The organism is Tessaracoccus massiliensis (assembly GCF_000826065.2).
GTDB lineage: Bacteria > Actinomycetota > Actinomycetes > Propionibacteriales > Propionibacteriaceae > Arachnia > Arachnia massiliensis_A.
In genome coordinates, this window is record NZ_LN623540.1 from 248,942 (window position 1) to 275,910 (window position 26,969).

Annotated in this window: 28 protein-coding genes; 16 read left to right on the forward strand and 12 right to left on the reverse strand. The window is 70.3% G+C overall.

Annotated features, from left to right (window positions below; translation table 11 throughout):
- The first annotated feature begins 134 nt into the window (after positions 1-134).
- The 8 genes from BN1186_RS03990 to BN1186_RS04025 all read left to right on the forward strand — a co-directional run bounded on the left by BN1186_RS03990 (position 135) and on the right by BN1186_RS04025 (position 7,732).
- A complete protein-coding gene (locus BN1186_RS03990; RefSeq protein ID WP_082031104.1) occupies positions 135-782 on the forward strand; it encodes an SAF domain-containing protein in 648 nt (215 codons plus the stop codon).
- On the forward strand, positions 782-1,582 hold the full coding sequence (locus tag BN1186_RS03995; RefSeq protein ID WP_040282669.1) for a hypothetical protein: 801 nt from the start codon (positions 782-784) through the stop codon (positions 1,580-1,582). Before BN1186_RS03990 ends, BN1186_RS03995 begins: the two co-directional genes overlap by 1 nt.
- The gene (locus BN1186_RS04000) at positions 1,579-3,033 is read left to right on the forward strand and encodes a TadA family conjugal transfer-associated ATPase (protein WP_052459752.1); all 1,455 of its coding nucleotides are present in this window, start codon (positions 1,579-1,581) and stop codon (positions 3,031-3,033) included. The genes BN1186_RS03995 and BN1186_RS04000 overlap by 4 nt, the downstream gene beginning before the upstream one ends.
- A complete protein-coding gene (locus BN1186_RS04005; protein ID WP_040282804.1) occupies positions 3,033-3,881 on the forward strand; it encodes a type II secretion system F family protein in 849 nt (282 codons plus the stop codon). The genes BN1186_RS04000 and BN1186_RS04005 overlap by 1 nt, the downstream gene beginning before the upstream one ends.
- Positions 3,878-4,753, forward strand: a complete 876-nt coding sequence (locus BN1186_RS04010) for a hypothetical protein (RefSeq protein WP_040282671.1) — start codon at positions 3,878-3,880, stop codon at positions 4,751-4,753. The genes BN1186_RS04005 and BN1186_RS04010 overlap by 4 nt, the downstream gene beginning before the upstream one ends.
- Before the next feature lie 111 nt (positions 4,754-4,864).
- On the forward strand, positions 4,865-5,047 hold the full coding sequence (locus BN1186_RS04015) for a hypothetical protein (protein ID WP_040282672.1): 183 nt from the start codon (positions 4,865-4,867) through the stop codon (positions 5,045-5,047).
- A gap of 1 nt (position 5,048) precedes the next feature.
- A complete protein-coding gene (locus tag BN1186_RS04020) occupies positions 5,049-7,031 on the forward strand; it encodes a LysM peptidoglycan-binding domain-containing protein (RefSeq protein ID WP_082031105.1) in 1,983 nt (660 codons plus the stop codon).
- Positions 7,028-7,732, forward strand: a complete 705-nt coding sequence (locus tag BN1186_RS04025) for an AfsR/SARP family transcriptional regulator (protein ID WP_040282675.1) — start codon at positions 7,028-7,030, stop codon at positions 7,730-7,732. The genes BN1186_RS04020 and BN1186_RS04025 overlap by 4 nt, the downstream gene beginning before the upstream one ends.
- Positions 7,733-7,783: 51 nt before the next feature.
- On the opposite strand, the gene BN1186_RS04030 is transcribed toward BN1186_RS04025, so the two are convergent.
- The 7 genes from BN1186_RS04030 to BN1186_RS04055 all read right to left on the reverse strand — a co-directional run bounded on the left by BN1186_RS04030 (position 7,784) and on the right by BN1186_RS04055 (position 13,099).
- Positions 7,784-8,479 (reverse strand): hypothetical protein, encoded by a 696-nt coding sequence (locus BN1186_RS04030; RefSeq protein ID WP_139650822.1) that lies wholly within the window; start codon positions 8,477-8,479, stop codon positions 7,784-7,786.
- 25 nt (positions 8,480-8,504) lie between these two features.
- A complete protein-coding gene (locus tag BN1186_RS04035) occupies positions 8,505-8,699 on the reverse strand; it encodes a hypothetical protein (protein WP_040282676.1) in 195 nt (64 codons plus the stop codon).
- Between the two features lie 146 nt (positions 8,700-8,845).
- A complete protein-coding gene (locus BN1186_RS04040; RefSeq protein WP_040282678.1) occupies positions 8,846-10,009 on the reverse strand; it encodes a carbohydrate kinase family protein in 1,164 nt (387 codons plus the stop codon).
- The gene (locus BN1186_RS04045) at positions 10,006-10,815 is read right to left on the reverse strand and encodes a carbohydrate ABC transporter permease (RefSeq protein WP_040282680.1); all 810 of its coding nucleotides are present in this window, start codon (positions 10,813-10,815) and stop codon (positions 10,006-10,008) included. Before BN1186_RS04045 ends, BN1186_RS04040 begins: the two co-directional genes overlap by 4 nt.
- Positions 10,812-11,210 carry a carbohydrate ABC transporter permease gene (locus BN1186_RS15935; protein WP_246043233.1) on the reverse strand — a complete coding sequence of 133 codons (399 nt, stop codon included), beginning with the start codon at positions 11,208-11,210 and terminating at the stop codon, positions 10,812-10,814. Before BN1186_RS15935 ends, BN1186_RS04045 begins: the two co-directional genes overlap by 4 nt.
- Positions 11,207-11,722, reverse strand: a complete 516-nt coding sequence (locus tag BN1186_RS15940) for a carbohydrate ABC transporter permease (protein WP_246043234.1) — start codon at positions 11,720-11,722, stop codon at positions 11,207-11,209. The genes BN1186_RS15935 and BN1186_RS15940 overlap by 4 nt, the downstream gene beginning before the upstream one ends.
- Before the next feature lie 3 nt (positions 11,723-11,725).
- Positions 11,726-13,099, reverse strand: a complete 1,374-nt coding sequence (locus BN1186_RS04055; protein ID WP_040282682.1) for an ABC transporter substrate-binding protein — start codon at positions 13,097-13,099, stop codon at positions 11,726-11,728.
- 125 nt (positions 13,100-13,224) lie between these two features.
- Here BN1186_RS04055 and BN1186_RS04060 point away from each other — a divergent pair, with 125 nt between their 5' ends.
- A complete protein-coding gene (locus BN1186_RS04060) occupies positions 13,225-14,607 on the forward strand; it encodes a family 4 glycosyl hydrolase (protein WP_040282684.1) in 1,383 nt (460 codons plus the stop codon).
- 87 nt (positions 14,608-14,694) lie between these two features.
- Here the strand turns inward: BN1186_RS04060 and BN1186_RS04065 are convergent, their stop codons facing one another.
- From BN1186_RS04065 to BN1186_RS04085, 5 genes are all read right to left on the reverse strand, one after another.
- Positions 14,695-15,456, reverse strand: a complete 762-nt coding sequence (locus tag BN1186_RS04065) for a phosphatase PAP2 family protein (RefSeq protein ID WP_052459755.1) — start codon at positions 15,454-15,456, stop codon at positions 14,695-14,697.
- A 42-nt stretch (positions 15,457-15,498) separates the two neighbouring features.
- Complete coding sequence (locus tag BN1186_RS04070; protein ID WP_040282686.1) at positions 15,499-15,927, reverse strand: deaminase; 429 nt, start codon at positions 15,925-15,927, stop codon at positions 15,499-15,501.
- Between the two features lie 20 nt (positions 15,928-15,947).
- Entirely contained in the window at positions 15,948-16,736 is a 789-nt protein-coding gene (locus BN1186_RS04075; protein WP_040282688.1) for a ferritin-like domain-containing protein, read from the reverse strand.
- Entirely contained in the window at positions 16,720-17,661 is a 942-nt protein-coding gene (locus BN1186_RS04080) for a hypothetical protein (protein WP_052459756.1), read from the reverse strand. The genes BN1186_RS04075 and BN1186_RS04080 overlap by 17 nt, the downstream gene beginning before the upstream one ends.
- Positions 17,662-17,809: 148 nt before the next feature.
- Positions 17,810-19,420, reverse strand: a complete 1,611-nt coding sequence (locus BN1186_RS04085) for a phospholipase D-like domain-containing protein (protein ID WP_052459757.1) — start codon at positions 19,418-19,420, stop codon at positions 17,810-17,812.
- Positions 19,421-19,531: 111 nt separating this feature from the next.
- Between BN1186_RS04085 and BN1186_RS04090 the strand changes: the two genes are divergently transcribed.
- From BN1186_RS04090 to BN1186_RS04120, 7 genes are all read left to right on the forward strand, one after another.
- Positions 19,532-20,734, forward strand: a complete 1,203-nt coding sequence (locus tag BN1186_RS04090) for a glucose-1-phosphate adenylyltransferase family protein (RefSeq protein ID WP_052459758.1) — start codon at positions 19,532-19,534, stop codon at positions 20,732-20,734.
- Positions 20,735-20,883: 149 nt separating this feature from the next.
- Positions 20,884-21,324 (forward strand): alternative ribosome rescue aminoacyl-tRNA hydrolase ArfB, encoded by a 441-nt coding sequence (gene arfB, locus BN1186_RS04095; protein ID WP_040282690.1) that lies wholly within the window; start codon positions 20,884-20,886, stop codon positions 21,322-21,324.
- Between the two features lie 72 nt (positions 21,325-21,396).
- Positions 21,397-22,206, forward strand: a complete 810-nt coding sequence (locus BN1186_RS04100; RefSeq protein WP_040282691.1) for a tryptophan synthase subunit alpha — start codon at positions 21,397-21,399, stop codon at positions 22,204-22,206.
- Entirely contained in the window at positions 22,199-23,041 is an 843-nt protein-coding gene (locus BN1186_RS04105) for a GntR family transcriptional regulator (RefSeq protein ID WP_040282692.1), read from the forward strand. The genes BN1186_RS04100 and BN1186_RS04105 overlap by 8 nt, the downstream gene beginning before the upstream one ends.
- Positions 23,038-24,528 carry a sugar ABC transporter ATP-binding protein gene (locus tag BN1186_RS04110; RefSeq protein ID WP_040282694.1) on the forward strand — a complete coding sequence of 497 codons (1,491 nt, stop codon included), beginning with the start codon at positions 23,038-23,040 and terminating at the stop codon, positions 24,526-24,528. The genes BN1186_RS04105 and BN1186_RS04110 overlap by 4 nt, the downstream gene beginning before the upstream one ends.
- On the forward strand, positions 24,525-25,496 hold the full coding sequence (locus BN1186_RS04115; protein WP_052459759.1) for an ABC transporter permease: 972 nt from the start codon (positions 24,525-24,527) through the stop codon (positions 25,494-25,496). The genes BN1186_RS04110 and BN1186_RS04115 overlap by 4 nt, the downstream gene beginning before the upstream one ends.
- A gap of 1 nt (position 25,497) precedes the next feature.
- Positions 25,498-26,961 (forward strand): xylulokinase, encoded by a 1,464-nt coding sequence (locus BN1186_RS04120; RefSeq protein ID WP_052459760.1) that lies wholly within the window; start codon positions 25,498-25,500, stop codon positions 26,959-26,961.
- Positions 26,962-26,969 lie beyond the last annotated feature (8 nt).

Below are 26,969 nucleotides of genomic sequence, written 5' to 3' on the forward strand. Positions count from 1 at the left end.
CTCGGAAATGGACAGTCACCATGACTGTGGATAACTCGGACGACTCGCCGGAAGTTATCCACAATTTGCTCCGGCGTGCTGAAAAGTGACCCCTTCGCTGCCTAGATTCGTCAGACCGAAGAGGGGCAGTAGGCATGCATAACCAGGAACGTCCACCGAAGCCGGATCTCACCCCGCCCACGGCACCGAGGCCGGAGGCGGTCCAACTCCGGGCCCGACGCAGCCCGAAGCTGGTCGCGTTGGGGGTGCTGCTCGTCGTGCTCGGCGGGATCGGCGCGGCGGCGCTCTACACCATGAACGCGGATCAGCGCGCCGTCGTCGTGATGGCCACCGACGTGGCGCGGGGTGACCTGGTCTCGCGCGAGCACCTCGCCGTGCTGGAGGTGCCCGCCGCACTGGGCGTGGAGGGCCTTGCGGCTGAGGAGATGGAGGCGCTCGTCGGGCAGAGGGCCCGCACGGATCTGCCGGAGGGCTCGTTCCCGCTCGCGCGGCACGTCGGTGATGATCCCCTGCCGGACGGCCGCAGCCTGGTGGGCCTGCGCCTGTCGCTCGGCAAACTGCCCACCACGGATCTACCGCCGGGCACCACCGTGCGCCTGGTGGGGCTGTTGGAGGGCGAGGAGACCGCCGTCGACGCCGTGGTGGCGTCGCGCCCCAGGCTGCTCGACGACGGCGCCAGCTATTCACTGGACGTGCAGGTGGCCGACGGCGAGGCCGACGCCGTGGCCAGGCTCTCGGCCGGTGACCTGCTGGCCCTCGTGGTTGTGACCGGGGAGGGCTGATGGCGGTCATCGTGTTCACTTCAGCAACCGGGGCGCCGGGCGTGACCACCGCGTCGTTGGGCATGGCGCTGACCTGGCCGCGCCACGCGCTGCTGGCGGATTGCGACCGCGAACCCGCGCACGCGGTGCAGGCCGGCTACCTGCGCGGCATGGATCACGGCGGGCGCGGGCTCATGACGCTGGCGCACCTGCACCGTGAGGGCAACGCGCTGGCCCCGGAGTTGTGGCGCCAGACGCTGCCTCTGGCGGAGGGCGGCGACCTGCAGCGCAGGTTCCTCCCCGGCTTCACCTCGCCGGGGGCGGCCCGCCTGTTCGAGCACGTGTGGCCGGCCCTGGGTGAGGCGTTCGAGTCGCTGGATGGGCAGGGCGTCGACGTGCTGGTGGACGCCGGGCGCCTCTCCACGTCGGGCCTCCCGCTGGGCCTCCTCAGCGCGGCGGACGTGGTGCTGCTCACGGTGCGTTCCTCGCTGCGCTCCCTCGCCGGGGCCCGCCTCCACCTCTACACCCTCACCGATCAGTTGGCGGCACTCCCACGCCAGACGCAACTGGGCCTGGTGATCGTGGGACCGGGCCGCCCCTATTCGGCGGCGGAGATCGCCGCGCAGTTCTCGCTGCCCTGCTGGGCGGAGGTCCCGTGGGACGCGAAGGCCGCTGAGGTGCTCAGCGACGGCGCGCCCGAGCCGCGGCGCTTCTTCGAGGGGTCGTTCATGGGCCGCCTCCGCGCCGACGGCAAGGCGGTCTCGGACCGGCTGGCGCGGGCGCGCCAGGCCACCGCCGTCGTGACGGGAGGCCCCCGATGAGCGTGCACGAGCTACCTCCGCTGTCCGGAGCGCTGGGCCGGTTGGGTATGGCAGGGACGCCCGGGCCGGTCATGCCGGCGCGCAGGTCCATGGCCGGGGTGTCGCCCGCCACGCCGGCGCGGATGCCCGCGCCGCCGTCGGAGGTGGACTGGCACCTGGTGGTGACGCTGCGCCGGGAGGCGGCGGAGGCGATCACGCTGGCCGGCGCGGAGTGGCTGAGCGCGCGCGGCCAGCCCATGCCGGAGGCGGACCGGAGGGTGCAGGGCCGCTCCATCATCCGCCGGGTGGTGCACTCCCATGCCCAGGCCCTCGGTGATTCCGGGGAGGCGCTGTGGCCCATGGAACTGGAGACCCGCTACGCCGATGCCGTCGAGAGCGCGATCTTCGGCTACGGGAGGCTCCAGCCGCTGTTCGAGATCCCCGAGGCGGAAAACGTGGAGATCCACGGCTGCGACTCGGTGATGATCCAGTACGGCGACGGCCGCCGCGTGGCGCATCCCAAGGTGGCGGATTCCGACGAGGAACTGGTCGACGCGATCCGCTTCCTGGGAGAGACCGCCTCGCCGCCGCGGCCCTTCGACGACCTCCACCCGACGATGACGCTGGCCCTCGGCAACCGCTTCAGGCTCCACGCCATCGGCTTCGGGCTGTCCTACCGCCCGAGCGTGGTCATCCGCCAGCACCGGTTGACCGACGTGACGCTGTCTGACCTCGCCGAGACCGGCATGCTTCCCCCACACCTGGCACGGATGCTGCAATCGGCCGTGTTGGCCCGTAAATCCATCGTGATCTCAGGCGATCAGGGAGCAGGAAAAACAACGTTGCTCAGAGCGTTGATCGCGGCCATCCACCCCAACGAACGCTTCGGCACACTCGAGACGGATTACGAGTTGCTCACCCATCTCCTGAAGAGCCGACGCAACGTGCTCGCCCTGCAGGCCCGCATCGGCATGGGCGAGAGTTCAGGTGGTGTCGGGGTGGGCGACTACACCGTCGCGGATCTCATTCCCGAGGCTCTACGGCAGAACCTCACGCGCCTGGTCGTCGGCGAGGTGCGTGGCGCGGAGGCGGGCGCGATGTTCGAAGCCATGCAGTCCGGGGCCGGCACCCTGTCAACCACCCATTCGCATTCCGCCAGCTCCACCATCGACCGCCTGGCCGCCCGGGTCGCCCAGGGGCGGGTGCTCAGCATCGAGGATGCGATGAACCAGATCGCGCACCACATCGACTTCCTGGTCCACGTCCAACTCGTTGACGACGCATGGCGCGGCGGCACCCGTCGCCGCTTCGTCTCGGAGGTGCGGCAACTCACTGGCTCCCTCGAGGGCGGCAGACCCGCCACGCACCTGGTGTACCGGGCAGGCACGGAGGCGGAAGCCGAACTGTTCCAACCCGAAGCGGCGATGGCGGCGGAGCTCGCCCAGTTCGACGGAGTCTCGCTGTGGGCGTGATGGTGGCGGCCGCCGCGGGCTGCGCCGTCGGGTTGGGGGTGACGCTGGTCATCCTCGGGCTGCGCCGCGCCCACGATCTGCCCACAGAATCATCCACAGGCCTGTGGACAAGGTGGCAGACGTGGTGGAGAGATCTCTCGCCACGCCGTCGGCTCTGGTTCGCCGGGGCCCTGGCCGGCGGCGTGTTGACGACGGTGACCACCGGCTGGCTGCCCGCCCTGCTGCTGGTGCCGGGGATCGGCATCGTGGTGCCGCTCCTCCTGGTGGCCCCGCCCAACCGGGAGATCGAGGTGCTCGCGGCGCTCGACCGCTGGGTGCGACTCCTGGCCACGTCCCTTTCCTCGGGCAGGTCCATCCGCGACGCGATCTTCTCCACCCGACACCAGGCGCCGCCGGTGCTCGCCGGCCCGGTGCAGAGGCTGTGCGTCCGGCTCGACCAGCGGTGGAGCATGAAGGAGGCGCTGTTCGCCATGGCCGACGAGTTGCGCTCGGCAGATGCCGACGCGGTGGTGGCGGCCCTGGCCATCGCTGCGGGCCGCGGGGGCGCGGGCGCCCGTGCCACGCTGGCGGCCCTCTCGGACAACAGCCAGGACAGACTCCGAGCGCTGCGGGAGGTCGCCGCGGAGCGGGCCAAGCCGCGCGCCGTGGTGCGTCAGGTGACGTTCATCACGCTCGCGGTGCTGGGTGCCGCGGTGCTGTTCAACAGCCAGTTCTTCACGCCGTACCGCACTCCCATCGGGCAACTCGTCGCGCTGACGCTCGCGTTCGCCTACCTCGGCTGCCTGGTGGTGCTGCGCCGCCAGACCGTCCCCGCCATGGCACCGCGCTTCCTGATGAGCCAGCCATGATGATGGGCATCGCGATCGCCTGCGGCATGGTGGCCGGGTTCGGCCTCCTTCTCGTGGTCCGGGGTGCGACGGCGGCACCCATCCGGTTGGGCGATGCGCTCGCGGTGCTCGACCGGCGCCTGCCCTCGGCGGAGCCGGAACCCGTGCCGGGCATCGACGGATGGGGAGACCGACTCCACCGTCGGCTCCGGCTGCCGCTGAGCGCCAGGCAACAGAAGCTTCTGCTGATGCAGGACCGCACCATCGGGGACTTCTTCGTGGAGAAGCTCGTCTGGACGCTGACCGGATTCTTCCTCCCCGCAATCTGGGGTGCCTTGCAGTTCGCGCTGGGCCGCACCGCGGGGCTCACGCCGCTCCTGTTCGCGCTGCTGGGCGCGTCGAGTGGCTTCTTCATCGCCGACGTACGGCTGCGCTCCGGCGCGGCGGAGCAGAAGCGCTCGGCCACCGACGGCATCCACACCTTCTTCGACCTGGTGGTGCTCGAACGCCTGGCCAACGCTTCCGCGGCGCAGGCCGCGTCCAACGCGGCCGCGATCTCGGACGCCCCGCTGTTCCGGCGCATCTCGGCCGGCCTCGAGCGGGCCCGGATGGAACAGGTCCAGCCGTGGCCGGAGATGCGCCGCATCGCCGAGGAATGGGGTGTGCCGGAACTCTCTGATTTCGCCGACGTCATGCAACTCGAGGAACAGGGTGCCGGGCTGGCCGACGTGCTGCGGGCGCGGGTACGTGAGTTGCGCGACGCGCACCTGAGCCAGCAGAAGGCCAAGGCCCAGGCGGACAGCGAATCGATGACGCTGTGGATGACCATCCCCGCACTGTTACTGGGCGTGGCGCTCGTCGCGCCCGCCCTCCTGACCTTGACGGGAGGGTGATGTCAAGCGAATCCCATGCCTGTGGACAACTATTGCAACCTTTCACCTTTTCCTGTGGATAACCCGATTTCGACCCCCACTACCAGCCAAAGTGTTCTTGAGGAGGAACCCATGTCAGCCATCCACCACACCCTCGGCCTCATCGTCCAGGCCCTCGCCCCCGCCCCCCGCCGCGACGAGCGGGGCCTGAGCCAGAGCACGGAGAACGCCATCCTGCTCGCCGGCGCCGCCGGCATCGCGGTGATCATCATCACCGTCATCACCGCCTACGTCACCGACAACCTGCCGGGCTGACATGGCACAGGGAGGTCTCGGCCAGCGATTGGCGAAGGCGGGCGCAGCGCTGATCGCGCTGGGCGCGCTGCTGATCGGCGTGCCCTGGTTCCTCCTGCAGTTCGCCAACCCCGCGTACCTGCTACAGGTCGACTGGGTCGACGCGCTCACCGTCGGCGCGGATTCCCGGCTCATCCTCGCCCTGCTGGGCACCATCGCCTGGGTGGCCTGGGCGGTGGTCGCGCTGACGATCCTCTTCGAGTTCGTCGCCGTGCTCAGCCGCCAGCGCATCCGGATCCGGCTACCCGGCACGGCTTGGCTCCGCCCTGCCATCGGGGCGCTGGTGCTCACCGCCGTGGCGGCCCCGACGATGGCCTCCGCAGACACCGGAGTCGCCGCGCCGCCCGTGGAGGCCCACCTCCCACCGCCCGTGATCGCCTCCGCGGAGCCGGGCACACCCACCTCGATGACGGAGACGGCCACTGCCGGGCGCAGTTACGAGGTGCAGCCCGGTGACGAGTTGTGGTCCATCGCCGAGCGCGAGCTGGGCTCCGGTGAGCGGTGGCGCGACATCGTGGCCCTCAATCCAGGCGTCACCGAGTCCTCCAGGCTGTCGCCCGGAGCCGCGCTGCAGTTGCCGCAGGACGAGCCTCCCGCTCCCACCGTCGTGGTGGAGGAGGGCGACACCCTGTGGCACATCGCCGAGGACCAACTGGGTGACCCGCACCGCTGGCCCGAAATCCACCAGGCCAACCTCCACCAGATTCAGGATCCGGATCAGATCGACGTGGGGTGGGAGTTGCAGCTGCCGCCCTCCGCCGATGAGGCACCACCGCCGCCACCTGAGCCCACACCGGGCCCGGCCGCTGCGCCGGCGGCCAGCGGTGCCATGGGGATCGACGATCTCCGGGTGCCGGATCCTCCGCTGGAGGAACGGCGGGGATCTGCGGCAGACGCCGTGCGGGAGTCCTTCCCGTCCACGCCCCAGGCCACCACCGCACCCACCGATGGTGGCGCGTCCGCCGTCGAGCACGCCGGTACCAGCCCTGTGGACGTCCACGACACAGATGCGGACATGGACGAGGACCAGACCGATTATCAGGGCCTGCTCCTGCCGGTGGGTGCGGCCCTGGCCGGCGCGGTGCTGCTGGGAGTCGCCACCCGGCGACGCACCCAGGTGCTGGCCCGCGCCGTGGGCCGCAGGCTGGTGCCGGTACCGGCTCAGGTCGCCCGGTTCTGGACGGCGCTCGCCCACCGCTCCGAGGACCGGACCGTCGAACCCACGGATCCCACCCCCACCACCCTCGTCCTCGGGTGGGAGGGCGACGAGGCGGTGCAGCTGGACGTGGAGGCCGAGCGGGCCGTCATGTTCACCGGCGGTGAGGCGGCCTCCGCGCTGGGGGCCGCCATCACCGGGTTGGCGTGCACGCCCTGGGCCAGCGAGGCTGAGCTGATCATCGTGGACGGCGACGACTGGGTGGAAGCCCTCGACGATCCCCGGATCAGTGGTGAACCCTCAACGGCCGAAGGCCTCACCCGCCTGGCGCGCCTGTGCTCCGAACGGCGCCTCGCGCTGCGGCAGCGCACCCTGGCCGCAGCGCGTGCCGACGAGAACCTGGCCGAGGCGTTCGCTCCCACCGTCGTGATCTTCCTCAGCCCACTCACCGCCGCGGAGCTCGATGCGGTGGGCGACGCGCTCGCCCTGGGCGATGTGGGGGTCAGCGTCCTCGCAGCCACCGCCGATCCCCTGCAGCACGCGTTCACGTACGTGCACGTCGGGGCCGAACAGGCCACGTTGCGCGGGCGCCGCTTCGCCCCGCAACTCGTGTCCACCCCGGCGCGCCGCGCCCTCGTCGAACTGTTCGCGGCAACAGGCCAGCTGGACACCGAGCCCGCCCCCTGGTGGAAGGACGACGACGACCTTCCACCCAACGTTCTCCCCCTCCCCCGGCACGGGTTGGACCGCCCCGGCCACACCCCGTCCTCCTGCTGCTCGGAGAGGTGAGCCTGACCGGCACCGCCGGCACCGCCCCCAGCCGCGCGATGGGCCAGTGCATGGAGTACTGCGCCTGGCTGCTGCAGCACCCCGGCGCCACCCCCACCCTGATGCTGCGCGACCTTCAGGTGGCAGACGCCACCCGCCGCTCCAACATGAGCCGGCTGCGCACCTGGCTGGGCGCCGACGAGGAATCCCTGCCCTACCTTCCTGACGCCTACACCGGCCGGATCATGCTCGACGACCGCGTCACCTCAGACTGGGAGCAGTTCACCGCCCTCCTCAGCGGAGGCGTGAACATGGCCGGCACCGCCGCCCTCCGGGACGCCTTGGAACTCGTCCGCGGCGAGCCACTGGGCACCTTCGCCTTCCAATGGCACTGGGCGCAACAGCTACGCGCCGACATGGTGGCGATGATCGTCGACGCGGCCTGCGTGCTCGCCGACAGATCCCTCAGCCAGGGCGACCTCGACACCGCGTTGTGGGCCATCGCGCAGGGCCGCCTCGGAGCCCCGCTGGATGACGCGCTCGCCGTCCGCGAGGTCGAAGCCCTCGCCCAGGCTGGGCGACGGGCCGACGCCGAGCACGCCGTCGTCCGGCTCAACCGGTCGCTCCGCGCCGACGGCCGCGACCTCGAACCCGCCCTGGCGATCCGGATCCAGGACGCGCTACGCCGCTCCACCCGGCCCGGAGCTCGCCGCTCACGATGATCCGCCCGTGGACTTTTAATCCACGGGCGGATCGATCTCGGGGCGTTCAGCTCACCGTTCGGCGAACCGCACGAGGTTGTTGAACACCCACATGTCGGTCAGGCGGTAACTCCACGACCCGTCTGCCGCCTGGTTGGCCTCGGCCACGTTCTGCATCCAGATGTAGGAGCGGCAGGCCCCCTGGCCGGTGTTGGGCGTGTGACACTCCGTCCTCCACTTCCTGCCGGCGGAGGCAAACTCGCCGGCGTTGGCCAGCGGGTTGCTGCCCCACTCCGCCTCAGCCATGTAGGGCAGGGAGGTGAGGTTGTTGAAGTGCCACCCCGTCTCGGAGACGAACGCCCCGTCGACGTAGCGCACCTGGGTGGACCAGATGTCGGTGCGGCACCGCACCGTCTGCGAGTACGGCTCACATTCGGTGTACCACCGGCGCCCGTTGAGGGAGTGGAATCCGGGCACCTCGTAGGGCGCGGTCAACATCGGGTGGTCCTTCGGCGGACGGCCGGTCGGCTCGGTGGTGACCGTCGTGGTGGCGGTCGCCGTGGGCTGCACCGTCACCGTCTCGGTCACGGTCGGCGTCGACGACGGGTCGGCCGTCACCGTCACAGTGGGCGTCGCCGTCGGTTGGGCCGTCACGGTCGACGTCGGCTCGGCCGTGACCGTCACGGTCACCGTCACCGTCGGGATGGGCGTCGGCTCGTCGGTGGGATCCACCGTCGGCTCATCTGTCGGATCAACCGTGGGATCCACCGTCGGGTCCGGCGTGTCCGTGGGCTCAGGCGTCGGGTCCGGCGTCGTCTCCGCCGACGTCGGTCACTGTGGGGGTGCGGGTGGCGAGGAAGAACTTCCAGTCCTTCGTGAAGTCCACCGTGCGGGTGCCTTCATCCGCGACGGTCTCCGCCGCATACGCGGCCTGGTCGCCCGCCCCTCCGGGGGTCAGGGCGAAGAAACCGGCGGCCACCAATGCCACGATCAGCGCCTGGACGACCCAGCCGCGTGCCTTACCCCAAGGGTTACGCCGTCTCGGGTGGTGGCCCCCACTCTCTCGGACATCAGTAGTCGCCAGGGGCATCGTTGCGCGGGGCCGGCCCTGACCAAGAAACGTCCCCAGGCCGATCACGGCAGCGCGCCAGGTTCGCGCCGTGGGGTGACGCCGGCGTCAGCGTCGGACGACATCGCGAAGGTGCCCTGCGCGCGCCGCACGCCGTGCACCGGGTGCCTCGGGATCACGTCCGCGAGGAAGCCGTACTCGCGGCCGACGTGGGCGGCGCGCAGGTCGCCGGCGTCGCGGAGCTTCTCCACGCCACGCCACCAGTCGGCGAGGTCGCCCCAGCCCGGCGCAGCGAGGGAACCGCCGAAGTGGCTCACCGCCAGCGACGAGCTCAGCGACGCGAACCGCAGCCGCTGCTCCAACCCCCACCCGGAGAGGGTGCCCAGGATGATGGCGGCGGCGAACACGTCGCCTGCCCCCGTCGGGTCGATGGCCTCGACGGCGACGCTGGGGCAGTAGGCCTCCTCCCCCGTCGTGGAGTCGATGGCATAGGAGCCGCGCACCCCGTCGGTCACCACGGCCAGCGGCACCAGTTCGGCCAGGGCCCGGACGGCGTCGCTGGGGAGGTCCGTGCGCGTGTAGCCCATCGCTTCCACCGCGTTGGGGGTGAAGGCGTGGCAGCGCTCCAGCGCCTCGAGGTGGGCCCGGTCCCAGCGCCCCGTCTCGTCGAAGCCGACGTCGGCGAAGATCAGGGTGCCGTCGTCGTGCAGCTTGTCCCACCAGGCGCCGGGGTGCTTCAGGTCGACGGCGGCGGCGCGGGCCTTGGGCGCCGACAGCAGGGCGGCGTCGAGGGGTTCGGGCAGCGGGTGCTCGTGGGTGACCATGCCGCGGTCCCCACGGAAGGCCATCGACACGGTGATGGCCGAGTGGAAGTTGGCGAACCGCCTCGAGGAGGACAGGTCGATGTTCTCCTGGTTCGCGAGCGTGTCCCACATCCAATCAGCGTAGGCGTCGTCGCCGAACCCGGTGACCAGGCCGGTACGCAGCCCCAGCCGCGCCGTCGCCGTGGACAGGTTCGCGATGCCCCCGGGGCACGAGCCCATGCCGGTGCTGTAGAGCTCCTCCCCCGGCTCGGGCAGGCGGGGCAGACCGGAGAAGATCAGGTCGAAGAACAGCGGCCCGGTGGTCAGCACGTCCAGCGGCGGGTCGCCGTCGCTGCGCTGCTCCAGGAGCGGGTCCCAGTTCCAGCAATCGGCGCACACGGATTCCTGGTGCTGATGGTCGATCATTCCTTCGACGCCCCCTCGAGCATGCCGCTGATGAAGTAGCGCTGCAGCATCAGGAACACGATGATGATGGGCGCGGCGATGATCACACCGGCGGCGGCCACCAACGCGTGATCCGAGGTGTACTGGCCCTTGAACACGGCCAGGCCCAGCGGGGCGGTGCGCCACTGGCCGCCGGGGCTCATGATCAGCGGGATGAGGAACTCATTCCACGTCCACATGAACATCAGCACCGACACCGTGGCGATCGATGGCAGCGACGGCGGCACCACCACGCGCCACAGCGCGGCCATGCCGGTGGCGCCGTCGAGCGCCGCGGCCTCGATGAGATTGTTCGGCAGCGCGCGGAACTGGGCGCGCATCCAGAACGTGCCGAATGCCACGGACTGGGCGATCTGCGGCATCGCGACTGCCCAGATCGTGTCGGTGAGCCCCAGGGTGCGCAGGTCGAAGAACAGCGGGATGACGATGGCCTCGGCCGGCACCATCAACCCGAGCAGGAACAGGTAGAACAGCACCGTCGAACCCCGGAACCGCATGGTGCCGAACGCGTAGCCCGCCAGGATCGACAGCAGCAGCGCCGCGCTGACCACCAGCACCGCCACCAGCAGCGAGTTGATCAGGGCCTCGTCGAACCGGCCGAGTTCCCAGGCGGTGACGAAGTTGTCCCAGTGCAACCCGCCGTCGGTGACGCCGATCTGCGGGCGCAGCGCAGTGACGAAGATCGTGACGATGGGAAACAGCGCGAAGATCGCGAACAGGCTGAGGATGACGTAGTTCAACAGCCGCTCACCGGAGGAGACCCTCATCGCCGCACCTCCTTCTCTTCCCCGATCCGCGAGACGAACACGTTGATCACGAACACCAGCACCGTCAGCACGATCGCCACGGCTGAGGCCGATCCCACCTGTTTGAGGTTGAACGCCCGGTTGTACACCTCGTAGCTGGGCACCGTCGTCGCCGTGCCCGGGCCGCCGGAAGTGGTCACGTAGACCAGGTCGAACGTCTTGAGCGCCGCGATGATGGTGAGCACCAGGGCGGTGGCGATCTCGCCGCGGACGCTGGGCAGCGTGATGGCGAAGAACTCGCGCACCGGTCCGGCGCCGTCGAGGCGGGCGGCCTCGAACAGGTCGTTGGGGATGCGCCCCATGCCGGCCAGGAGCAGGAGCATCACCAGGCCGGTCTGCACCCAGAAGCCGATCATGCCGACGGCGGGGAGGGCGAAGGTGGCGTCGCCCAGCAGCGGGTGACGCTTTCCAGGCCGATGGCGCTCAGCAGGTCGTTGAGCAGGCCCCTGGGCGAGTAGATCTGATACCAGGCGACGGCCACCACGACCAGGGCGATGACCTGCGGCATGAAGATGACCACGCGGAAGAATCCCAGCCCGCGCACCTGCCCGCGGCGCAGCACGGCGGCGAGCACGAGACCTACAGTCAGGGGGAGGATCGAGTAGAAGAAGATCAGGAGCAGCGCGTGCCAGATCGACGCGAGGAAGCGCCGGTCCCCCAGCAGGCTGACGTAGTTGTCGAGACCCACGAACGTGGAGGGACCGAAGCCCGGCCAGTCATACAGCGAGAACTGGCCGGCCCTCAGCAGCGGATACAGCAGGAAGGCGCCGTAGACGAGGAGGGCGGGCAGCAGGTACAGGTACGGCGTCCACCGTCCCCGCACCACCGCGGACGGGCGGCCCCGCCGTCGCCCCTCTCCTCGCGCCATGGGTCACTCGCCGGTGAAGCCCGCGTAGTCGTCCTCGAACGCCTGCAGCACCTGTTCGGGGGTGCGCTGACCGTCGAGCGCCTCCTGGAGGCCCTGGCCCGCGGTGTCGGCGAACGACGGCGTGGCGTAATCCAGGTACGGCAGCAGTGTGCCCTCCTCGGAGACCTTCTCGAAGGCCTCGAAGATCTCCTTGTGGACGCCGCTCTCCGGCGCGTGCGACGCGGCCTCGAGCACGGGGAAGCCGCCGTTCTCAGCGATGAGGCCCATGGCCTCCTCGCTGGTGATGTAGTCGATGTAGGCGGCGGCCGCCTCCTTGTTCTCCGCGTTGGCGGGGATGGAGAACGGGATGCCGGTGCCGCCGGTGGTGGCGAGCTCGCCGTTGACGGCTGGGGGCGGGGCCATGAACCCCAGGTCCTCGCCCATGGTCTTCTCCATGTCCGTGCCCAGCCACGAGCCGCCCGGCAGGAACACGCCGGTGCCCTGGGTGAAGTCGTTCCACGCGGCGTCGTAATCGGTGCCGTTCGGGGAGCTGCCGAAGTAGCCTTCCGCGCCCCACTTCGCGAACTGCTCCATGGCGGCCTGGTTGCCGTCGGAGGTCCAGCTGGCGCCGGCGTTGCCCATGCCGAGGCTCACGGCCTCCGCGGGCTCCACGTAGTGGGCCATCAGCGGGCCGAACACGTGGATGGCGGGCCACTGGTCGATGTTGCCCAGGATCATGGGCTGCTCGCCGGCCTCCTCGGCCTGGTCGAGGATGGCGAAGTACTCCTCCCACGTGGTGGGCAGCTCCGCGCCGAGCGCCTCGAGCTTCTTCTTGGAGTAGAAGATGCCGACGATCTCACCGGTCTGCGGCAGGCCGTACAGGTTGCCCTCGCCGAACGTGGTGCCGTCCTCGGAGTAGCGCACCTTCGACAGGACGGAGGCGGGGAAGCGGTCTTCCCAGCCGAACTGCTCCGCATACGGGGACAGGTCGGTGAGCTGGCCGGCCGTGACGAACTGGCCCATGTCCCCGCGGGCGTTGTTGACCTGCACCACGTCCGGCACGTCGTTGCCGCTCAAAGCGAGGGTGACCTGCGCCTTGAGGTCGTCGAACGACTGGCTCTGCCGCTCGATGGTCACGTTGGGGTACTCCTTCATGAACGCCTCGTTGAGCGCGACGAGGGCGTCGTTCTGGGAGCCACGGACCTCCTGATCCCACACCGTGAGCGTGACGTCGCCGAGCGATGCCACGTCGATATCGCCGGGGGCCTCGGCGGTGTTCCCGCCGTCGGTGGCTGGGCCGGCCGGGTCAGACCCGGGCGCGCAGGCGGCGAGCATGCCGAGCGCGGCGACACCGGCCACGGCCATCTTGAGCAGCCGGTTGAGTGGGCTGGGCGACATAGTCGGTCCTCCTAAGACTTTCCTGCCCCGAGTGTGCCACGAACTGGGCAGGAGATGACTGAACATTAAACCGCCGGGATAGGCTCGAGTGCGACCCGGGAACCGGCTATGGAGGTGCCAGCGACATGAAGCTCGTCATTCTGGGCGGCGGCGGTTTCCGCGTGCCGCTGGTCTACGACGCCGTGGCCACCCATGAGGTGGTCATGTCGGACGGCTCCCCCTTCATCGAGGAGGTCGTCCTCTACGACACCTCCCAGCACCGCCTCGACGGGATCCAGCGGGTCATCCAGGCCCGGGCAGCACAACTGGACGCCCCGCCGTCCCTGCGGGCCAGCACAGATCTGCGCGATGCCTTGGCCGGTGCCGATTTCGTGTTCTCCGCCATCCGGGTGGGCGGGCCGGAGGGTCGTGTCCAGGACGAGCGGGTGGCGCTGAACCTGGGGCTGCTCGGCCAGGAGACCATCGGCCCCGGCGGTCTGGCCTACGCGCTGCGCACCATCCCGGTGATGATGGAGGTGGCCGAGGCCATCGCCGACGTGGCGCCCAACGCGTGGACGATCAACTTCACCAACCCCGCGGGCATCGTCACGCAGGCCATGCGCCGCGTGCTGGGCGAGCGGGTCGTCGGCATCTGCGACACGCCCATCGGGCTGGTGCGGCGGGTGTCGCGGCTGCTCGGCGTGTCCCTCGAACACGATCAGAGCCGGGTGGACTACGACTACCTGGGCCTCAACCACCTGGGCTTCCTGCGCTCCGTCAGCGTCGACGGCTTGGACCGGCTGCCGGAGATCCTCGCCGACGACGCGCGGCTCGAGGAGATCGAGGAGGCCCGCCTCATCGGCAAGGACTTCGTGCGGGCGCTGGGCGCGCTGCCCAACGAGTACCTGTACTACTACTTCCACACCGATGCCGCCGTCGGGCGCATCGACGCCACGGCGCAGACCCGCGGGCAGTACCTCGCCGAGCAGCAGGCCCAGTTCTACGACAACGTGGCGGGCTCGGAGGATCCGCTGGCCCTGTGGCACCAGGTGCTGCACGAGCGCGAGGCCACCTACATGGCCGAGGCACGCGACGAGGAGCGCCGCGAGGAGGACATGGGCGGCGGCTACCAGGAGGTGGCGCTGCGCATGATGGGCGCGCTCGCCACCGGGCGCGCCGAGCGGATGATCCTCGACGTGGCCAACCTCTCCGACGGCCGCCGCGTCGTGCCCGAACTGCCTGACGACGTGGTGCTCGAGGTGGGCTGCGTCGTCGACGCCGACGGCGTGCACCCCCTCGACGTGGGCCCCGTCAGCCTCGTGGAGCTGGGGCTGATGGCGCGCCTGCGCGCCGCCGAGCAGGCGATCGCGGAGGCGGCCATCACGCGCGACGAGGACCTGGCGTGGAAGGGTTTCGCGCTGCACCCGTTGGTCGATTCGCCGCGCCTGGGTCGCGCACTGCTCGACGGCTACATCGAGGTCCACGACGAGATCGCGGCCCTCTTCCGCCGCAGCCTGTCAGTCACCTGATCCGTATCGGAGTCGTTGAGCAGGTGGCGGATGATGCTGCTGACCAAGGACGGGCCCACAGCAGCTTCACGCGCGTGGGATCTGACCTCATGCGGAACCCTCTTCCTCGATGGAGCGAGGCTCGGAGCGCTTCCGCACCGCCCGCCACACGCGATGGCAGGCGATGACGACGGCGAGCCACGCCAGGCCCAACACCCAGGCGGCCAGCACGTCGGTGAGCCAGTGGTGGCCGAGGTAGACCCGGGTCAGGCCCATCGTGATCGCGTATACCGCGGCCAGCACGATGATGAGCACCTTGAGCCACCAGGACCGGTCCCAGAAGTGCCGGATCAGCAGGTAGGCGAGGATGCCGACGATCACCAGGGCGTTGAGGCTGTGCCCGCTGGGGAAGCTCATCGACGTCTCGTAGGGCGGCACCGCCTCCTCGATGGGCGGACGCAGGCGGCCGATGGCACCCTTACCCACCACGGTCATCAGCAGGGAACCGCCAGCCGCGATGACGGTGAGCACCAGCGGGGTGATGTCACGCCAGCGCCAGCTCAGGATCAACGCGACAATGCCGGTCACCACGGGCTGCCAGATGGGGCCGCCGGTGTTGGAATACCAGGCCACGAAGTTGGTGAAACCCGGGGTCCGGTTGGCGATGGCCCAGTCGAGCACCGGGCGGTCCCACAAGGCGATGCCATCCTCTTCGCCTACGGACTCGAGGATCTCTGCGAACAACTCGGTCAGCGCCAGCGCGATGCCAAGGGCGACGGCGAGCGTCGCGCTGAGCACGAGCGTGGCTTTCGCCTTGTCAGAGAGCTCTGAGGGTTTGGGCAGCTTCTCCACCACGTCAGGCAATCGCATCGCAACAGTGTCGCACAGCCTCCGTCGTCGGCCAGCCAGCCCTCAGTCCGCCAGGTCGACGGCGAGGCCGGCGTCGCGCAGGATCTGCGCGCCCGAGGGGAGGCCCACCTCGTCGCGGGCCACCTCCACGTAGCCCTCCTCGTAGACCACACGGGTCACGCGGCGGGAGTTGATGATCAGCCGCGCGCAGGTGGCGCAGGGCTCGTGGGTGACGAACAGCGTGTGCCCCTCGCCGTTCCAGTTGGCGGCCAGCAGGGCGTTGACCTCGGCGTGGATGAAGCCGCTCTGGCCCTGGGCCATCGACTCGCGCTCGTTGGGCTCGCCGGCGGCGCGGCCGTTGTAGCCCACGCCCACCACCCGGTTCCACCTGTCGAGGAGGCAGGCGCCGACGCGCACCTTGGCGTCGGCACTGCGGGAGGCCCACAGCCGGGCGGTGGCGAGGCCGAGTTCGTCGAAGCTGGGGCGCGTCATGGGGTGATCCTAGAGCGGCGTCAGACCCGGATGCCCATCTTCTCGAATGCTGTGCGGAACAGACTGGTGCTGGCCATGCCGGGGAACCGGGCGACCCGCTGGTCCAGCTTGTCGAGCTCCGCACCGTGGCCGGTGAACAGATGGCCCATCACGTGGCGGATCTCCGCGTCGTCCATGATGCCGGAGCCCACCGGTCGCCAGACGCGGGTCATCACGAAGCGCACGATCTTCTGGGCGCGCTCGGAGGCCTCCAGCTTCTCGCGGGCCTGCGTCGTGTAGAAGGCGACGTGCCTGGTCTCCTGCTGCGCGATCCGCTCCAGCAGCGGGGAGAGAGCGGGGTGGTCCTCCAGCGCGGCGAGCCTGCGGTACGCGGCCACGGCGGAGAGTTCGTTGGCCGCGCCCCAGGTCATGTGCACGGCGATGAAGTCGTCGCCCACCAGGTTGGAGCCGGTGGCCTGCTTCACGGGGCCCAGCGCCAGTTGCCAGCCGAGCTTGATGCGCTTGGCCTTGAGTTCGTCGTAGTCGACGACGATGCCGTGGCGCTTCAGCACCGCGGCGAGGGCCTCGCCGTGCCAGAACTCCTCGCGGTTCCAGGTGGTCATGAAGCCGCGGGCTTCGTCCCTGCGGTGCGAGCGGGTCACCAGCAGATCCCGCAGGTAGCACGACGTGTGGTACTCCACATCGCACATGTAGCGCAACGAGCGCAGGGTCTCCGGCAGCAGCGGGTGCTCGTCGAAGGTGCTGAAATCGAGATCCTCCCAGCGGACGCGGTCCGAGGTCTCGGCGTACTTCTCAAGGTCGAATGCCACGGCGGCCCCTCCTCGACAACAGGCCCGGTGTGGGACGCTGCGCACCCCGGGCGACCTTCTGCGGCTCGCCGGTGGGCAAGCAGCCGGCAGCCACGTACCTGGTGGGACGCTCGGCCAGCAGTTGGCGCAGCGGGGCATCGGCTTCGGACAGCCGTCGCCGGTCCTCCTCCGTGCGGAAGATGGAGCGCAGGGCGCGCTGCTCGTCGGGATCCGCCACCCCGACCACGCGCAGCGGCCGCCATCCCCTGCGGAGGTGCAGCTTCGCCATGCGCGCCTCCTGCGGCGAGCGTGCGATGCGGGCGGCGGCCTCGAGCCGGAAGAACCTGATCATGTCGTCGCGCCGCCGGGCGATCTCCTCGACGACGCGCCTGGCCTCACCGTCGAGCCGGGGTAGTAGAGCCAGGTACGCGGCCTGGAGCGCGGCCTCCTGGACGGCGAGCCGGGCCATGTGGCCGGCGGTGACGGACTCGCCCGCGATGGAGATCCAGATGGGGGCGGCGATGGGCAGGCCCCGCTCGACGTAGAGGGCGCGGAGGCTCGCGGTGAGGGACCTGCGGCCCAGGGGTACAGGGAGTTCGCCGTCGGGGGCGGTGAGCAGATCGCGCGCCGCATGGGCCAGCCAGAGCCGCTCGAACGCCCAGGTGGCGACGAAGGCAGTGATGCGCGCCTCGTTGCCGGTCCAGGTGGCCAGCAGCGCGCGGGTCTCGGCGAGATGGGCGCTGTCGAGCCTCCAGAGGAACGCCAGATCGTCGCGGGCCTCGCCGGTCAGGTGGACCGCGGCCTTGTCGACGGGGATGCGGCCGCGGGAGTTGCGGGTGTACTCCGCGACATCGAACTCTGTGTACAGGGTCAGCGGCTGGCCGGCGAAGGTGTGCAGCCTGCCGTGTAGGTAGCCGGGCGGATGCTGGGCGCGCGTCCTGGTCATACGCTCTCCATCAACGGGCGGGACACCATGAGCCTATAAGAAGGCGGTCCCATGTGGAGGCCGGTCCATCCGGCCGAAATCTAGCGGGGGGATTTCGATGCATCCCCGCCATACAGCCCGATCTGCGCGATTCTTCCCCCAAAATTTTTCACATCAGCGGCGCGAAGACCCTCAGCACCGCCGCGAGGGCGGTCTTGCCCAGGCCGCGGTCCAGGTTGTCCTCGGTGATGCGCTGAGACACCGCGAGGGTCTCCTCCACATCCCGGCGCAGCCCCTCCAGGGCGCCCGGCGTCTGGTGCAGCCACACCGCGCACTCCTGGTGGAGGAAGAGGCTGCGGAAATCCATGTTGATGGTGCCGATCAAGGCGAGGTCGTCATCGACGAGCATGGACTTGGCGTGGATGAAGCCCGGCGTGTACTCGTAGATCTCGATGCCCGCGTCGATCAACAGGCGGTAGTAGGAGCGGGTCACGATGTGGACGTACCACTTGTCCGGGATGTGCGGCGTGACGATGCGCACCCGGATGCCGGATTTGGCGGTGGTGCGCAGTTGCTCGATGAGCGCGTCGTTGACGATCAGGTACGGCGTGAAGATGTCGACGGAGCGGGTCGCGGCCTGCAGGAGTTGCTGGTGCACGTCGAGGCCGAGGGAGACGTCGTCGAAGGGCGAATCGTCGAACGGCGCCACCAACCCCTGGGCCGGGCGCGCCGGGAGCCGCCCGGCAGAGGAACGCTCCGGCACGAAACTGGGATAGTCCACCTCGCCGCGGGTGACCAGATCCCACATGTGCAGGAACATCACGGTGAAACCCCACGCCCCGGGGCCGGTGAGCCGCACGACGGTGTCCTTCCAGTGGCCCAGCCTGTCGTTCTCATTGATGTACTCGTCGGCGATGTTGATGCCGCCTGTGAAGGCGACCTCGCCGTCGACGACGAGGATCTTGCGGTGGTTGCGGCTCTGGAAGTTCAGCGTGAAGCCGAGGCCGACGGGGTTGACCGCCACCGCGGAGATGCCCAACTCCTTGCAGCGGTCGTGGAAGCCGACGGGCAGCTTGAAGAAGCTGCCGAGGTCGTCGTAGAGGAACCGCACGTCCAGGCCTTCGGCGGCCTTGGCGGCCAGTGCGTCGAGGAGCCGGTCCAGCATGACGCCCTCGGCCACGATGAAGTACTCGGCGAACACGTAGCGCTCGGCGCGGCCGATGGCCTCGAGCATCGCCTCGAAGGCCTCCTCGCCGACGGGGTAGTAGGCCGTGTCCGTCGCGTCGAAGGCGGTGTAGTGGCTGGCGGTCTTGAGGTAGGTGATCTGACGGCCCACTTCGGGGGCGAGGCCCCAGTGCTCGAGGCCGGCGGCACCGTCGACCAGCGGGATCGCCTCGGTGGCCCGCGCCAGCGCCTCCTCGAACAGCCGCTTGCGTTTGCGCGTGGTGCGACGGAACCCGAAGAGGAGGTAGAAGGCCGTCCCGAAGATGGGCGCGATGAGCACCGGGATGACCCAGGCGAGCTTGTAGGTGGTCTCCATGCGCTGGTTGACGATGTAGAGCACCACGCCCATGCCGAGCACCATCTGGACGGCGTAGATCCAGTTGGACCACTGCGAGAGGTAGGTGATGGCGGCCAGGAGGATCGTCAACTGCACCGCGAACGCAAGCGCGATGACGACGGCGCGGCCCCATGTGGTGGCCACCTTGCGGACGCCGGCGAAGCGGCGGGACCGGGCGACCTGATGGTCGCCTGCACGTTCCAGTGCGCTTTTCACCATGTCGCCTCCTCCCCACAAGACTAGGGCAGCCGGACGCCCTGCCCGGCAACGCCCGATCGGCGGCTCCCGGGCCGGAGTATTCTTGCGCCATTCCTTGTCGGAAGGCTGCGCATGCACATCCCCCGCACCCTGGCCCTCATCCTCGCCGGCGGGAAAGGCTCGCGGCTGAAATCGTTGACGGAGGAGCGCGTGAAGCCGGCGCTCCCGGTGGGCGGCACGTTCCGGCTGATCGACATCGCGCTGTCGAACCTGGCGCACTCCCACCTGTCCGACGTGGGTCTCATCGAGCAGTTCCTCCCCCACGCGCTCAACGAGTACCTCTCGGCCGGGCGCCCCTGGGATCTGGACCGCAACCACGGCGGCCTGCAGGTGCTGCTGCCCTTCGAGGGCGGCCCCGGCGAGGGCTTCGCCACCGGCAACGCGGATTCCATCCACCGGCACCGCACCTTCATCCGCAAGCACGGGACGGACCACGTCCTCATCCTGAGCGCGGATCATCTGTACACGATGAACTTCCTCGACGTGCTCGACACCCACGTCGACGAGGACGCGGACCTCACGATCGTGACCACGCTCATCGCCGAGAAGGCTTCGCGCTACGGCGTGGTGCAGGTGGACGAGGACGGTCGCGTGACCCGCTTCGACTACAAGCCGGAGCATCCAGAGGGCAACCTCGTGACCACGGAGGTGTTCCTCTACAAGACCGAGGCGCTGCTCGATGCGCTCGACCTGCTGAAGGAGCGCGACGGCGAACTGGGCGACTACGGCGAGCAGCTCGTCCCCTGGTTCGTGGAGCACAAGAAGGTGGTGGAGCACCGCCACGACGGCTACTGGCTGGATCTGGGCACCATCCAGTCCTACTGGACGGCCAACCTGCAACTGCTCGACGGCGACGGCGCCACGCTGGACGACCCCACGTGGCGGATCTACTCCGCGCTGCCCCAGCTCCCGCCGGCCCGCGTCGTCGACACGGCTGAGGTGCGCAACGCGATGCTGTCGTCAGGCTGCCGGGTGGAGGGCACGGTGATCCACTCCGTCATCGGGGCGGGCGTCACCGTGCACGAGGGCGCCACCGTCACGGATTCCGTGGTGCTCGACGGCGCCACCATCGGCCCGGGCGTGTCGCTGATCAACTGCATCGTCTCGATCGGCGCCGAGGTGACCGGCGGCTCCATCCGGGGCTCCGCGGAACACGTGACGCTGATCGGGCCAGACGGCCTCGTCGACGAGCGGGAGCCGCTGGATCAGGAGGCGGAACTGCCCCGCGGCTTCAAGGAGAAGGCCTCCGACGAAGCGGAACTCCCGGAGGCCTGAACAGCCCCCCGCCTCATCCTGCGCACCGCCACGAACGCGGCGAGCAGCCCGGCTGCTATCAGCTCTAGGCAGGTGCAAGTTGTGCAGCGGAGTCGGTGCACAACTTGCCCCTGCTTGCCCGGCCCAAGGTGCCCCCTACACTCGGCGACATGAGCGCGCTCACCGTCGAACCAGGCCCGGGGATCCCCGACGGCCTGGTCATCCCCGGCGGCGAACTGCTCGAGCGCTTCGCCCGCTCCTCCGGCCCGGGCGGGCAGGGGGTCAACACCACCGACAGTAAGGTGCAGCTGTCCTTCGACGTCGCGGCCACCGCGGTGCTCACCGATGCGCAGCGGCGCCGGGTGCTGCACAGGCTGCGGCACCGGATCGCCGACGGGGTGCTCACCGTGGAAGCGTCCGAGGAGCGCTCGCAGCTACGCAACCGCTCCGCGGCCCGGCAACGGTTGGCGGCGCTGCTGCGCGAGGCGCTCGCCCCGCCGCCACCGAAGCGCCGCGCCACGCGCCCGACGAGGGGCTCGGTGGAGCGACGCCTGCAGTCGAAGCGTCGGCGGGCCGACATCAAGGCCGCGCGGCGTCGGCCCACCGATTGAACGGCCTTTTCCCGCGGCCACAGCCTGTGCCATAGTGATCTAGTCATCTAGAACTGTTCTCAGCGAGGAGACATGGCCACCAGACTGAAGCGGCGGCTCGCCCAGGCGGCCGACGAGAAGCGCGGGATCCTGTTCGGGTTCCTGCCCACCGGCTACCCCGACCCGGCGGAGTTCCGCACCGTGGTGGGCGCCGCGTTCGACGCAGGTCTCGACGCGCTCGAGGCCACCATGCCCGGCCCGGCCCCGGACCTGGACGGGCCCCTGATCCAGGAGGCGGCCGCGTCTGCCGCCCACCACCTGGCCGGCATCCCCGAGGCGCTCGCGCTGGCAGCGGCCAGCCGCAGCAGCGACGACGACACCATCATCGCGATGGCCTACGGCCACCACTTCGACCACCTCTCCCCCACCGACTTCCTCGGCCGGCTCGCCGAGGCGGATGTGGACGCCTACCTGGTGCCGCAGATGCCGATGGCCGAGCAGCTCGCCCTGGGCGCACAGGCGCAGACGAGGGGGATCGAGCCGGTGATCTTCCTCCACCTCGAGGAGGATCTCCGACTGCTCGCCACCTCTTCGCTGGACGAGCCGGTGATCTACCTGCAGTCCGCCGATCTGCGCACCGGCGGCACCTTCAACCCGGACAAGGCCGCCGAGCGGCTCACCGAGCTCCGCGAGGCGATGGGAACGCGTCGCTACCACGTGTGCGTCGGCTTCGGGGTGCGCGGCTTCGACGAGGCGGTGGCGCTGATGGAGGCCGGCGCGGACGGCATCATCATCGGTACGCGCGTGGTGCGGGCCGCGGCCGAGGGTGGCGAGGCCGTGGCGCGAATCGTCGACGAGGTGGCCCCCGCGCTGGTGCGACGAGAGGAACTCCGCGATGACTGAGCCCACCTGGAGCCCGCAGCGGATCTCCTTCAACCGCAACGACGGGCTGCCCAAGTACGTGGCGATCGCCCGCGCCATCGCCCTGGCCATCACCGAGCGCGAGCTGGCAGAGGGCCAACCCCTGCCGTCGCAGAAGGAGCTCGCGGAGAGCTTCGGCGTGACGATCATGACCGTCCGGCAGGCCATCGCGACCCTCACCGAACAGGGGCTGGTCACCTCCGAACAGGGCAAGGGCACCTACGTGCGGGCCCAGCCGTACCGGCTGGCGATGGGCCCGCTGGCCAGCTTCGCCGCGCAGATCGAGGCCTCCGGCCGCACGCTGCGCACCGAGGTGCTCGGTCACGGCCCGGTGACAGTCTCGCCTCTGGAGCAGAGCAGGATGGCGCTGCCCTCCTCGGACGCCTTCGAACTGGTGCGGCTGCGCTTCGTCGACGACGAGCCGCTCATCCTGCAGTCCTCGCTCCTGCCGCTCGACATCGCCGAGCGCATCGACGCGGACCAACTCGGCCAGCGGTCCCTCTACGAGATGCTCGCCACCGACGCGGGCATCGTGGTGGGCCGGGCCACCGAGACGGTGCAGGCCACGGATCTCGACGCGGAATCCGCCGGCACCCTGCGCCGCACGCCGGGCGAGGCGGCGCTGCTGTCCGCGCGCCTGACGTTCAGCACGGACGGGCGCGCCGTCGTCGACGATCGCGCGCTGACTGCTGGCGACAGCGTCGTGGTCTCCGCCGAGCGCCGCGCCGACGAGACCGGCCTGGCCTTGACGCTCTCGGCCGACGCGGCCACCATCCGCGACGACTCGCTGCCCTTCGTACGGGGAGGCCGACGGTGAGCACGCCCGTGCTGGCGACCCGCCGGCTGAGCAAGGACTACGGCCCCGTCCGGGTCGTCGACTCGGTGAACCTCGAGTTCCACGCGGGCAGCATCCACGCGCTGCTCGGCGAGAACGGCGCCGGCAAGTCCACGGTGATCAAGATGCTCTCGGGCGCGACGCACACCAGCGAGGGCGAGGTGCTCGTCGACGGGGAGCCGCAGCCGCTGGGATCGGTCAAGGCCGGCCAGTCGCTGGGCATCGTCGCCCTCCCGCAGGAGCTCACGCTGGTGCCCACGCTGGACGCGGCGGAGAACATCTACCTCGGCATGCGGCGCCCCGGCCGTCGGGGTCTGGTGGATCGACGGCGGCTCCGCCGGGACGCGGCCGCTGACCTCGCCCGCCTCGGCCAGGAGATCCCGGTGGACGTCCCGGTGCGGGAGTTGTCGGCCGTGCAGCAGACGATGGTCGCGCTCGCCCGCGCCCTCACACGCGAAGCCCGCGTCCTGATCCTCGACGAGCCCACCGCCGCGCTGACCAACAGCGAGATCGGGCGGCTCTTCAGCGCGCTGCAAACGCTGCGCGATGCGGGCACGGCCATCATCTACGTCTCCCACCGCCTCGAGGAGGTCTTCGCGCTGGCGGATCAGGTCACCGTCATGCGCAACGGCCAGGTGGTCTGGACCCGCCCGGTGACCGACACGGACCCCGACGGCGTGGTCGCCGCCATGATTGGCCGCCATCAGGAGCGACTGTTCCCGGACCGCCGGACCGCGCCGGAGTCGCCGCTGCTGCGCGTGGAGGACCTGCGCGGCCACACCGTCGACGGCGTGAGCCTCACCGCGCACAGCGGCCGCGTGCTGGGGGTCGCCGGGCTGGCCGGGGCGGGCCGCAGCGAGCTGTTGAAGCTGATCGCCGGGGCCGAACGACCCCGCGGCGGGCGCGTGCTCCTCGGCGACGACGACCTCACTGTCGCCTCCCTCCCCCGCAGGATGGACGCCGGCGTCGCCTACGTGCCGGAGGAACGCCGCAGCCAGGGGCTGATCATGCGCCACACCATCGGCGAGAACATCTCGCTGGGCAGTTTGAGGGGCGACAGCCGCCTGGGCGTGATGGACCGCGCCCGCGAGCAGCGCCTCGCCACCCGGCAGCTCGCCGAGCTGCAGATCAAGGCCACCTCGATCCGGCAGAGCGTCGATGAGCTCTCCGGCGGCAACCAGCAGAAGGTGGTGCTGGCCAAGTACCTCCTGCGCAAGCCCCGCCTGCTCCTGCTCGACGAACCCACCCGCGGCATCGACGTGGGCACCAAGGCCGAGATCTACCACCTCATCCGCCGGTTGGCCGACGAGGGGGTCGCTGTGGTCGTCGTCTCCAGCGAGATCCCCGAACTGTTGGGCCTGGCCGACGAGATCGCCGTGCTGCGCGAGGGTCGCCTCACCAACGTCGTGGCGGCCGATCAGGCGACCGAAGAATCCATCCTCCACCTCTGTTTCAGGAATCCCGCATGAGCACCACCCCTACCGCTGCCCCGGCGCGCGGCCGCAGCATCTACGCCAAGCTCGCCTCCTACGGCACGCTGATCGGCCTCATCGGCCTGATCGTGCTGTTCTCCGCGCTGCGGCCGGGCGTCTTCCTCAACCCGCTCAACTTCAGCAACATCCTGGAGCAGGTGGCGGTGCTGTCCATGGTGGCCGCGGCCCAGACCGTCGTGATGGTGGTGGGCGACTTCGACCTGTCCGTCGGCGCCCTTGGCTCGCTGGTGGGGGTGCTGGTCGCCCAGCTGCTCGTCGGCGGGATGCATCCGGTGCTCGCCGTGGCGCTGGCACTCCTCGCGGGCCTCGCGGCGGGTGCGCTGAACGGTTTCCTGGTGGCTTATCTGGGGTTGTCGGCGTTCATCGCCACGCTCGCCACCATGACGTCGTTCACCGGGTTGGCGCTGCTGCTCAGCAACGGCACCACCATCTTCGGGCTGCCTGCGGGGTTCGTGCAGCTGGGTCAGGGCAGGCTGGGCCCCGTGCCGATGCCCGTGCTCATCGCCGCGGTGCTCATCGCGGCGCTGTGGTTCGTGCTGTCGCGCACCGTGATCGGCCGCAGTTGGTACGCCGTCGGCGGCAACCCCGAGGCCGCGCGACTCTCCGGCGTCAACACGCGCCTAGTGCGGTTCGCGGCCTTCGTCGTCTCCGGCTTCGGGGCGGCCCTGGCGGGCGTGGTGCTGACAGCACGCCTGGCCTCCGGGCACCCGACGGCGGCGGATCCGTTCATGCTGTCGTCGATCGCCGCGGTGTTCCTCGGCGTGACCCTCTCCCGGGCGGGCCAGCCCACCGTCGGCGGCACGCTGGTGGGCCTGGGCATCGTCGGGGTGCTGAACAACGGGCTCAACATCCTGCAGGTCAACAGCTACCTGCAGCAGGTGCTCACCGGCGTGATCATCATCGCCGCGGTGAGCCTCAGCAGGCTGAGCAGGAAGCGGGGCTGACGTGGAGCTGATCGCAGGACTGGACCTCGGTACCTCCAGCGCCAAACTCACCGTCGTGACGCCCGACGGCGAGGTCGTCGCGCGGCGCGAGCGCGCGTATCCGACGCACACCGCGCCCGGCGGGGTCGCCGAGCAGGACCCGGAGCACTGGTGGGAGGCCGCGCGGGCCGTCCTGCTGGACTCCGGGGTGGCCGGCAGGGTCGCGGCGTTGGGCCTGACGGGGCACATGCAGAACGTGATCCCCGTCGACGACGCGGCGCGGGCCACGCGGCCGGCGATCCTCTACTCGGACACCAGGGCCGAGGCCGAGACGGCGCGGCTGCGCGGGGTGGTCACAGACTGGGAGACACGCACCGGCAACCACCAGGACGCCACGAACGTGCCGGCGAAGCTCGCCTGGCTGGCCGAGCATGAGCCCGACGCGCTGGCACGGGCCAGCCACGTGCTGTTGGGCCCTGCCGGGTATGTCGCATTCCGGGCCACCGGTCACGCCGCGTGCGATCCGACGACCGCCTCCACCGCGGGGGTTCTCGACATGACGACGCGGGGCTGGCTCGCTGATGCGATCGAGGCGGCGGGGGGCCGCGTCGAGCAGTTCCCGCGGTTGACGGGTGAGCGCGTCGGTGACGCGCTGGTCGGCGAGGTGGGCGCATCCGCTGCCGGGGAGTTGGGTCTGCGGCCGGGCACCCCCGTCGTGCACGGTCTGGGCGATGCGGGCTCCACCACCGACGGGTTGGTGGGTGTCGAGCCGGGCGACGCGTACCTGTACCTGGGCACCACCGGATGGCTGGCGGCGATCACGCCCACGGGCCACGAGCCAGGCCCCATCCATGCGCTAATGCTGCCGGGGTGGGAGCATCTGCTGCGGATCGGCTCGGTGCAGTCGGCCGGCTCCACGTCGGCCTGGGCGCGTGCCCAGTTCTTCCCCGGCCTCAGCTTCACCGAGGTGGAGGGGCAGGTGGCGGGCCGCGTCGATGACCTGACCAACCGCCCACTTGCCCTGCCCGGCCTGGCCGGGGAGCGCACCCCGGTACGCGACGGCGCCCTCCGTGGAGCTTTCGTCGGCGTGCAGGAAGGCACCGATGCCGCCGATCTGTATCTGGCCGCGCTCACCGGGGTCGCCATGGGGCTGCGCCACGCGGCCGACGCGATGGGGGTCGCCCAGCGCAGGATCGCGCTGGTGGGCGGGGCGGCGAGCAGCCCGGCCTGGCGTCGCATCCTCGCCGACGTCTTCGGCGCCACGATCGTCACCGGCGAGGCCGTCGAGCCTGCCGCCCACTCCGCCGCACGCTCCGCGGCCGATGCCGTCGGCATCCCCCACTCGCTGCTCCCGCTGCTCGGCGCACGGCGGGAACTGAGCGAGACCCAGCCGTCGCCTGTCCACGAGGCGTACCAGCGACAGCTACCCATCCACCGGGGCCTCTACGATGCCCTGACCGACACCTTCCATGCCCTGGGCCGTTGAAAGGCACG

Excerpts from the sequence above, each read along its gene's own strand:
- BN1186_RS03990 (WP_082031104.1), top strand. The coding sequence starts at position 135 with ATGCATAACCAGGAACGTCCACCGAAGCCGGATCTCACCCCGCCCACG.
- BN1186_RS03995 (WP_040282669.1), top strand. The coding sequence starts at position 782 with ATGGCGGTCATCGTGTTCACTTCAGCAACCGGGGCGCCGGGCGTGACC.
- BN1186_RS04000 (WP_052459752.1), top strand. The coding sequence starts at position 1,579 with ATGAGCGTGCACGAGCTACCTCCGCTGTCCGGAGCGCTGGGCCGGTTG.
- BN1186_RS04005 (WP_040282804.1), top strand. The coding sequence starts at position 3,033 with ATGGTGGCGGCCGCCGCGGGCTGCGCCGTCGGGTTGGGGGTGACGCTG.
- BN1186_RS04010 (WP_040282671.1), top strand. The coding sequence starts at position 3,878 with ATGATGATGGGCATCGCGATCGCCTGCGGCATGGTGGCCGGGTTCGGC.
- BN1186_RS04015 (WP_040282672.1), top strand. The coding sequence starts at position 4,865 with ATGTCAGCCATCCACCACACCCTCGGCCTCATCGTCCAGGCCCTCGCC.
- BN1186_RS04020 (WP_082031105.1), top strand. The coding sequence starts at position 5,049 with ATGGCACAGGGAGGTCTCGGCCAGCGATTGGCGAAGGCGGGCGCAGCG.
- BN1186_RS04040 (WP_040282678.1), bottom strand. The coding sequence starts at position 10,009 with ATGATCGACCATCAGCACCAGGAATCCGTGTGCGCCGATTGCTGGAAC.
- BN1186_RS04045 (WP_040282680.1), bottom strand. The coding sequence starts at position 10,815 with ATGAGGGTCTCCTCCGGTGAGCGGCTGTTGAACTACGTCATCCTCAGC.
- BN1186_RS15935 (WP_246043233.1), bottom strand. The coding sequence starts at position 11,210 with ATGATCGGCTTCTGGGTGCAGACCGGCCTGGTGATGCTCCTGCTCCTG.
- BN1186_RS15940 (WP_246043234.1), bottom strand. The coding sequence starts at position 11,722 with ATGGCGCGAGGAGAGGGGCGACGGCGGGGCCGCCCGTCCGCGGTGGTG.
- BN1186_RS04055 (WP_040282682.1), bottom strand. The coding sequence starts at position 13,099 with ATGTCGCCCAGCCCACTCAACCGGCTGCTCAAGATGGCCGTGGCCGGT.
- BN1186_RS04060 (WP_040282684.1), top strand. The coding sequence starts at position 13,225 with ATGAAGCTCGTCATTCTGGGCGGCGGCGGTTTCCGCGTGCCGCTGGTC.
- BN1186_RS04065 (WP_052459755.1), bottom strand. The coding sequence starts at position 15,456 with ATGCGATTGCCTGACGTGGTGGAGAAGCTGCCCAAACCCTCAGAGCTC.
- BN1186_RS04070 (WP_040282686.1), bottom strand. The coding sequence starts at position 15,927 with ATGACGCGCCCCAGCTTCGACGAACTCGGCCTCGCCACCGCCCGGCTG.
- BN1186_RS04080 (WP_052459756.1), bottom strand. The coding sequence starts at position 17,661 with ATGACCAGGACGCGCGCCCAGCATCCGCCCGGCTACCTACACGGCAGG.
- BN1186_RS04085 (WP_052459757.1), bottom strand. The coding sequence starts at position 19,420 with ATGGTGAAAAGCGCACTGGAACGTGCAGGCGACCATCAGGTCGCCCGG.
- BN1186_RS04090 (WP_052459758.1), top strand. The coding sequence starts at position 19,532 with ATGCACATCCCCCGCACCCTGGCCCTCATCCTCGCCGGCGGGAAAGGC.
- arfB (WP_040282690.1), top strand. The coding sequence starts at position 20,884 with ATGAGCGCGCTCACCGTCGAACCAGGCCCGGGGATCCCCGACGGCCTG.
- BN1186_RS04100 (WP_040282691.1), top strand. The coding sequence starts at position 21,397 with ATGGCCACCAGACTGAAGCGGCGGCTCGCCCAGGCGGCCGACGAGAAG.
- BN1186_RS04105 (WP_040282692.1), top strand. The coding sequence starts at position 22,199 with ATGACTGAGCCCACCTGGAGCCCGCAGCGGATCTCCTTCAACCGCAAC.
- BN1186_RS04115 (WP_052459759.1), top strand. The coding sequence starts at position 24,525 with ATGAGCACCACCCCTACCGCTGCCCCGGCGCGCGGCCGCAGCATCTAC.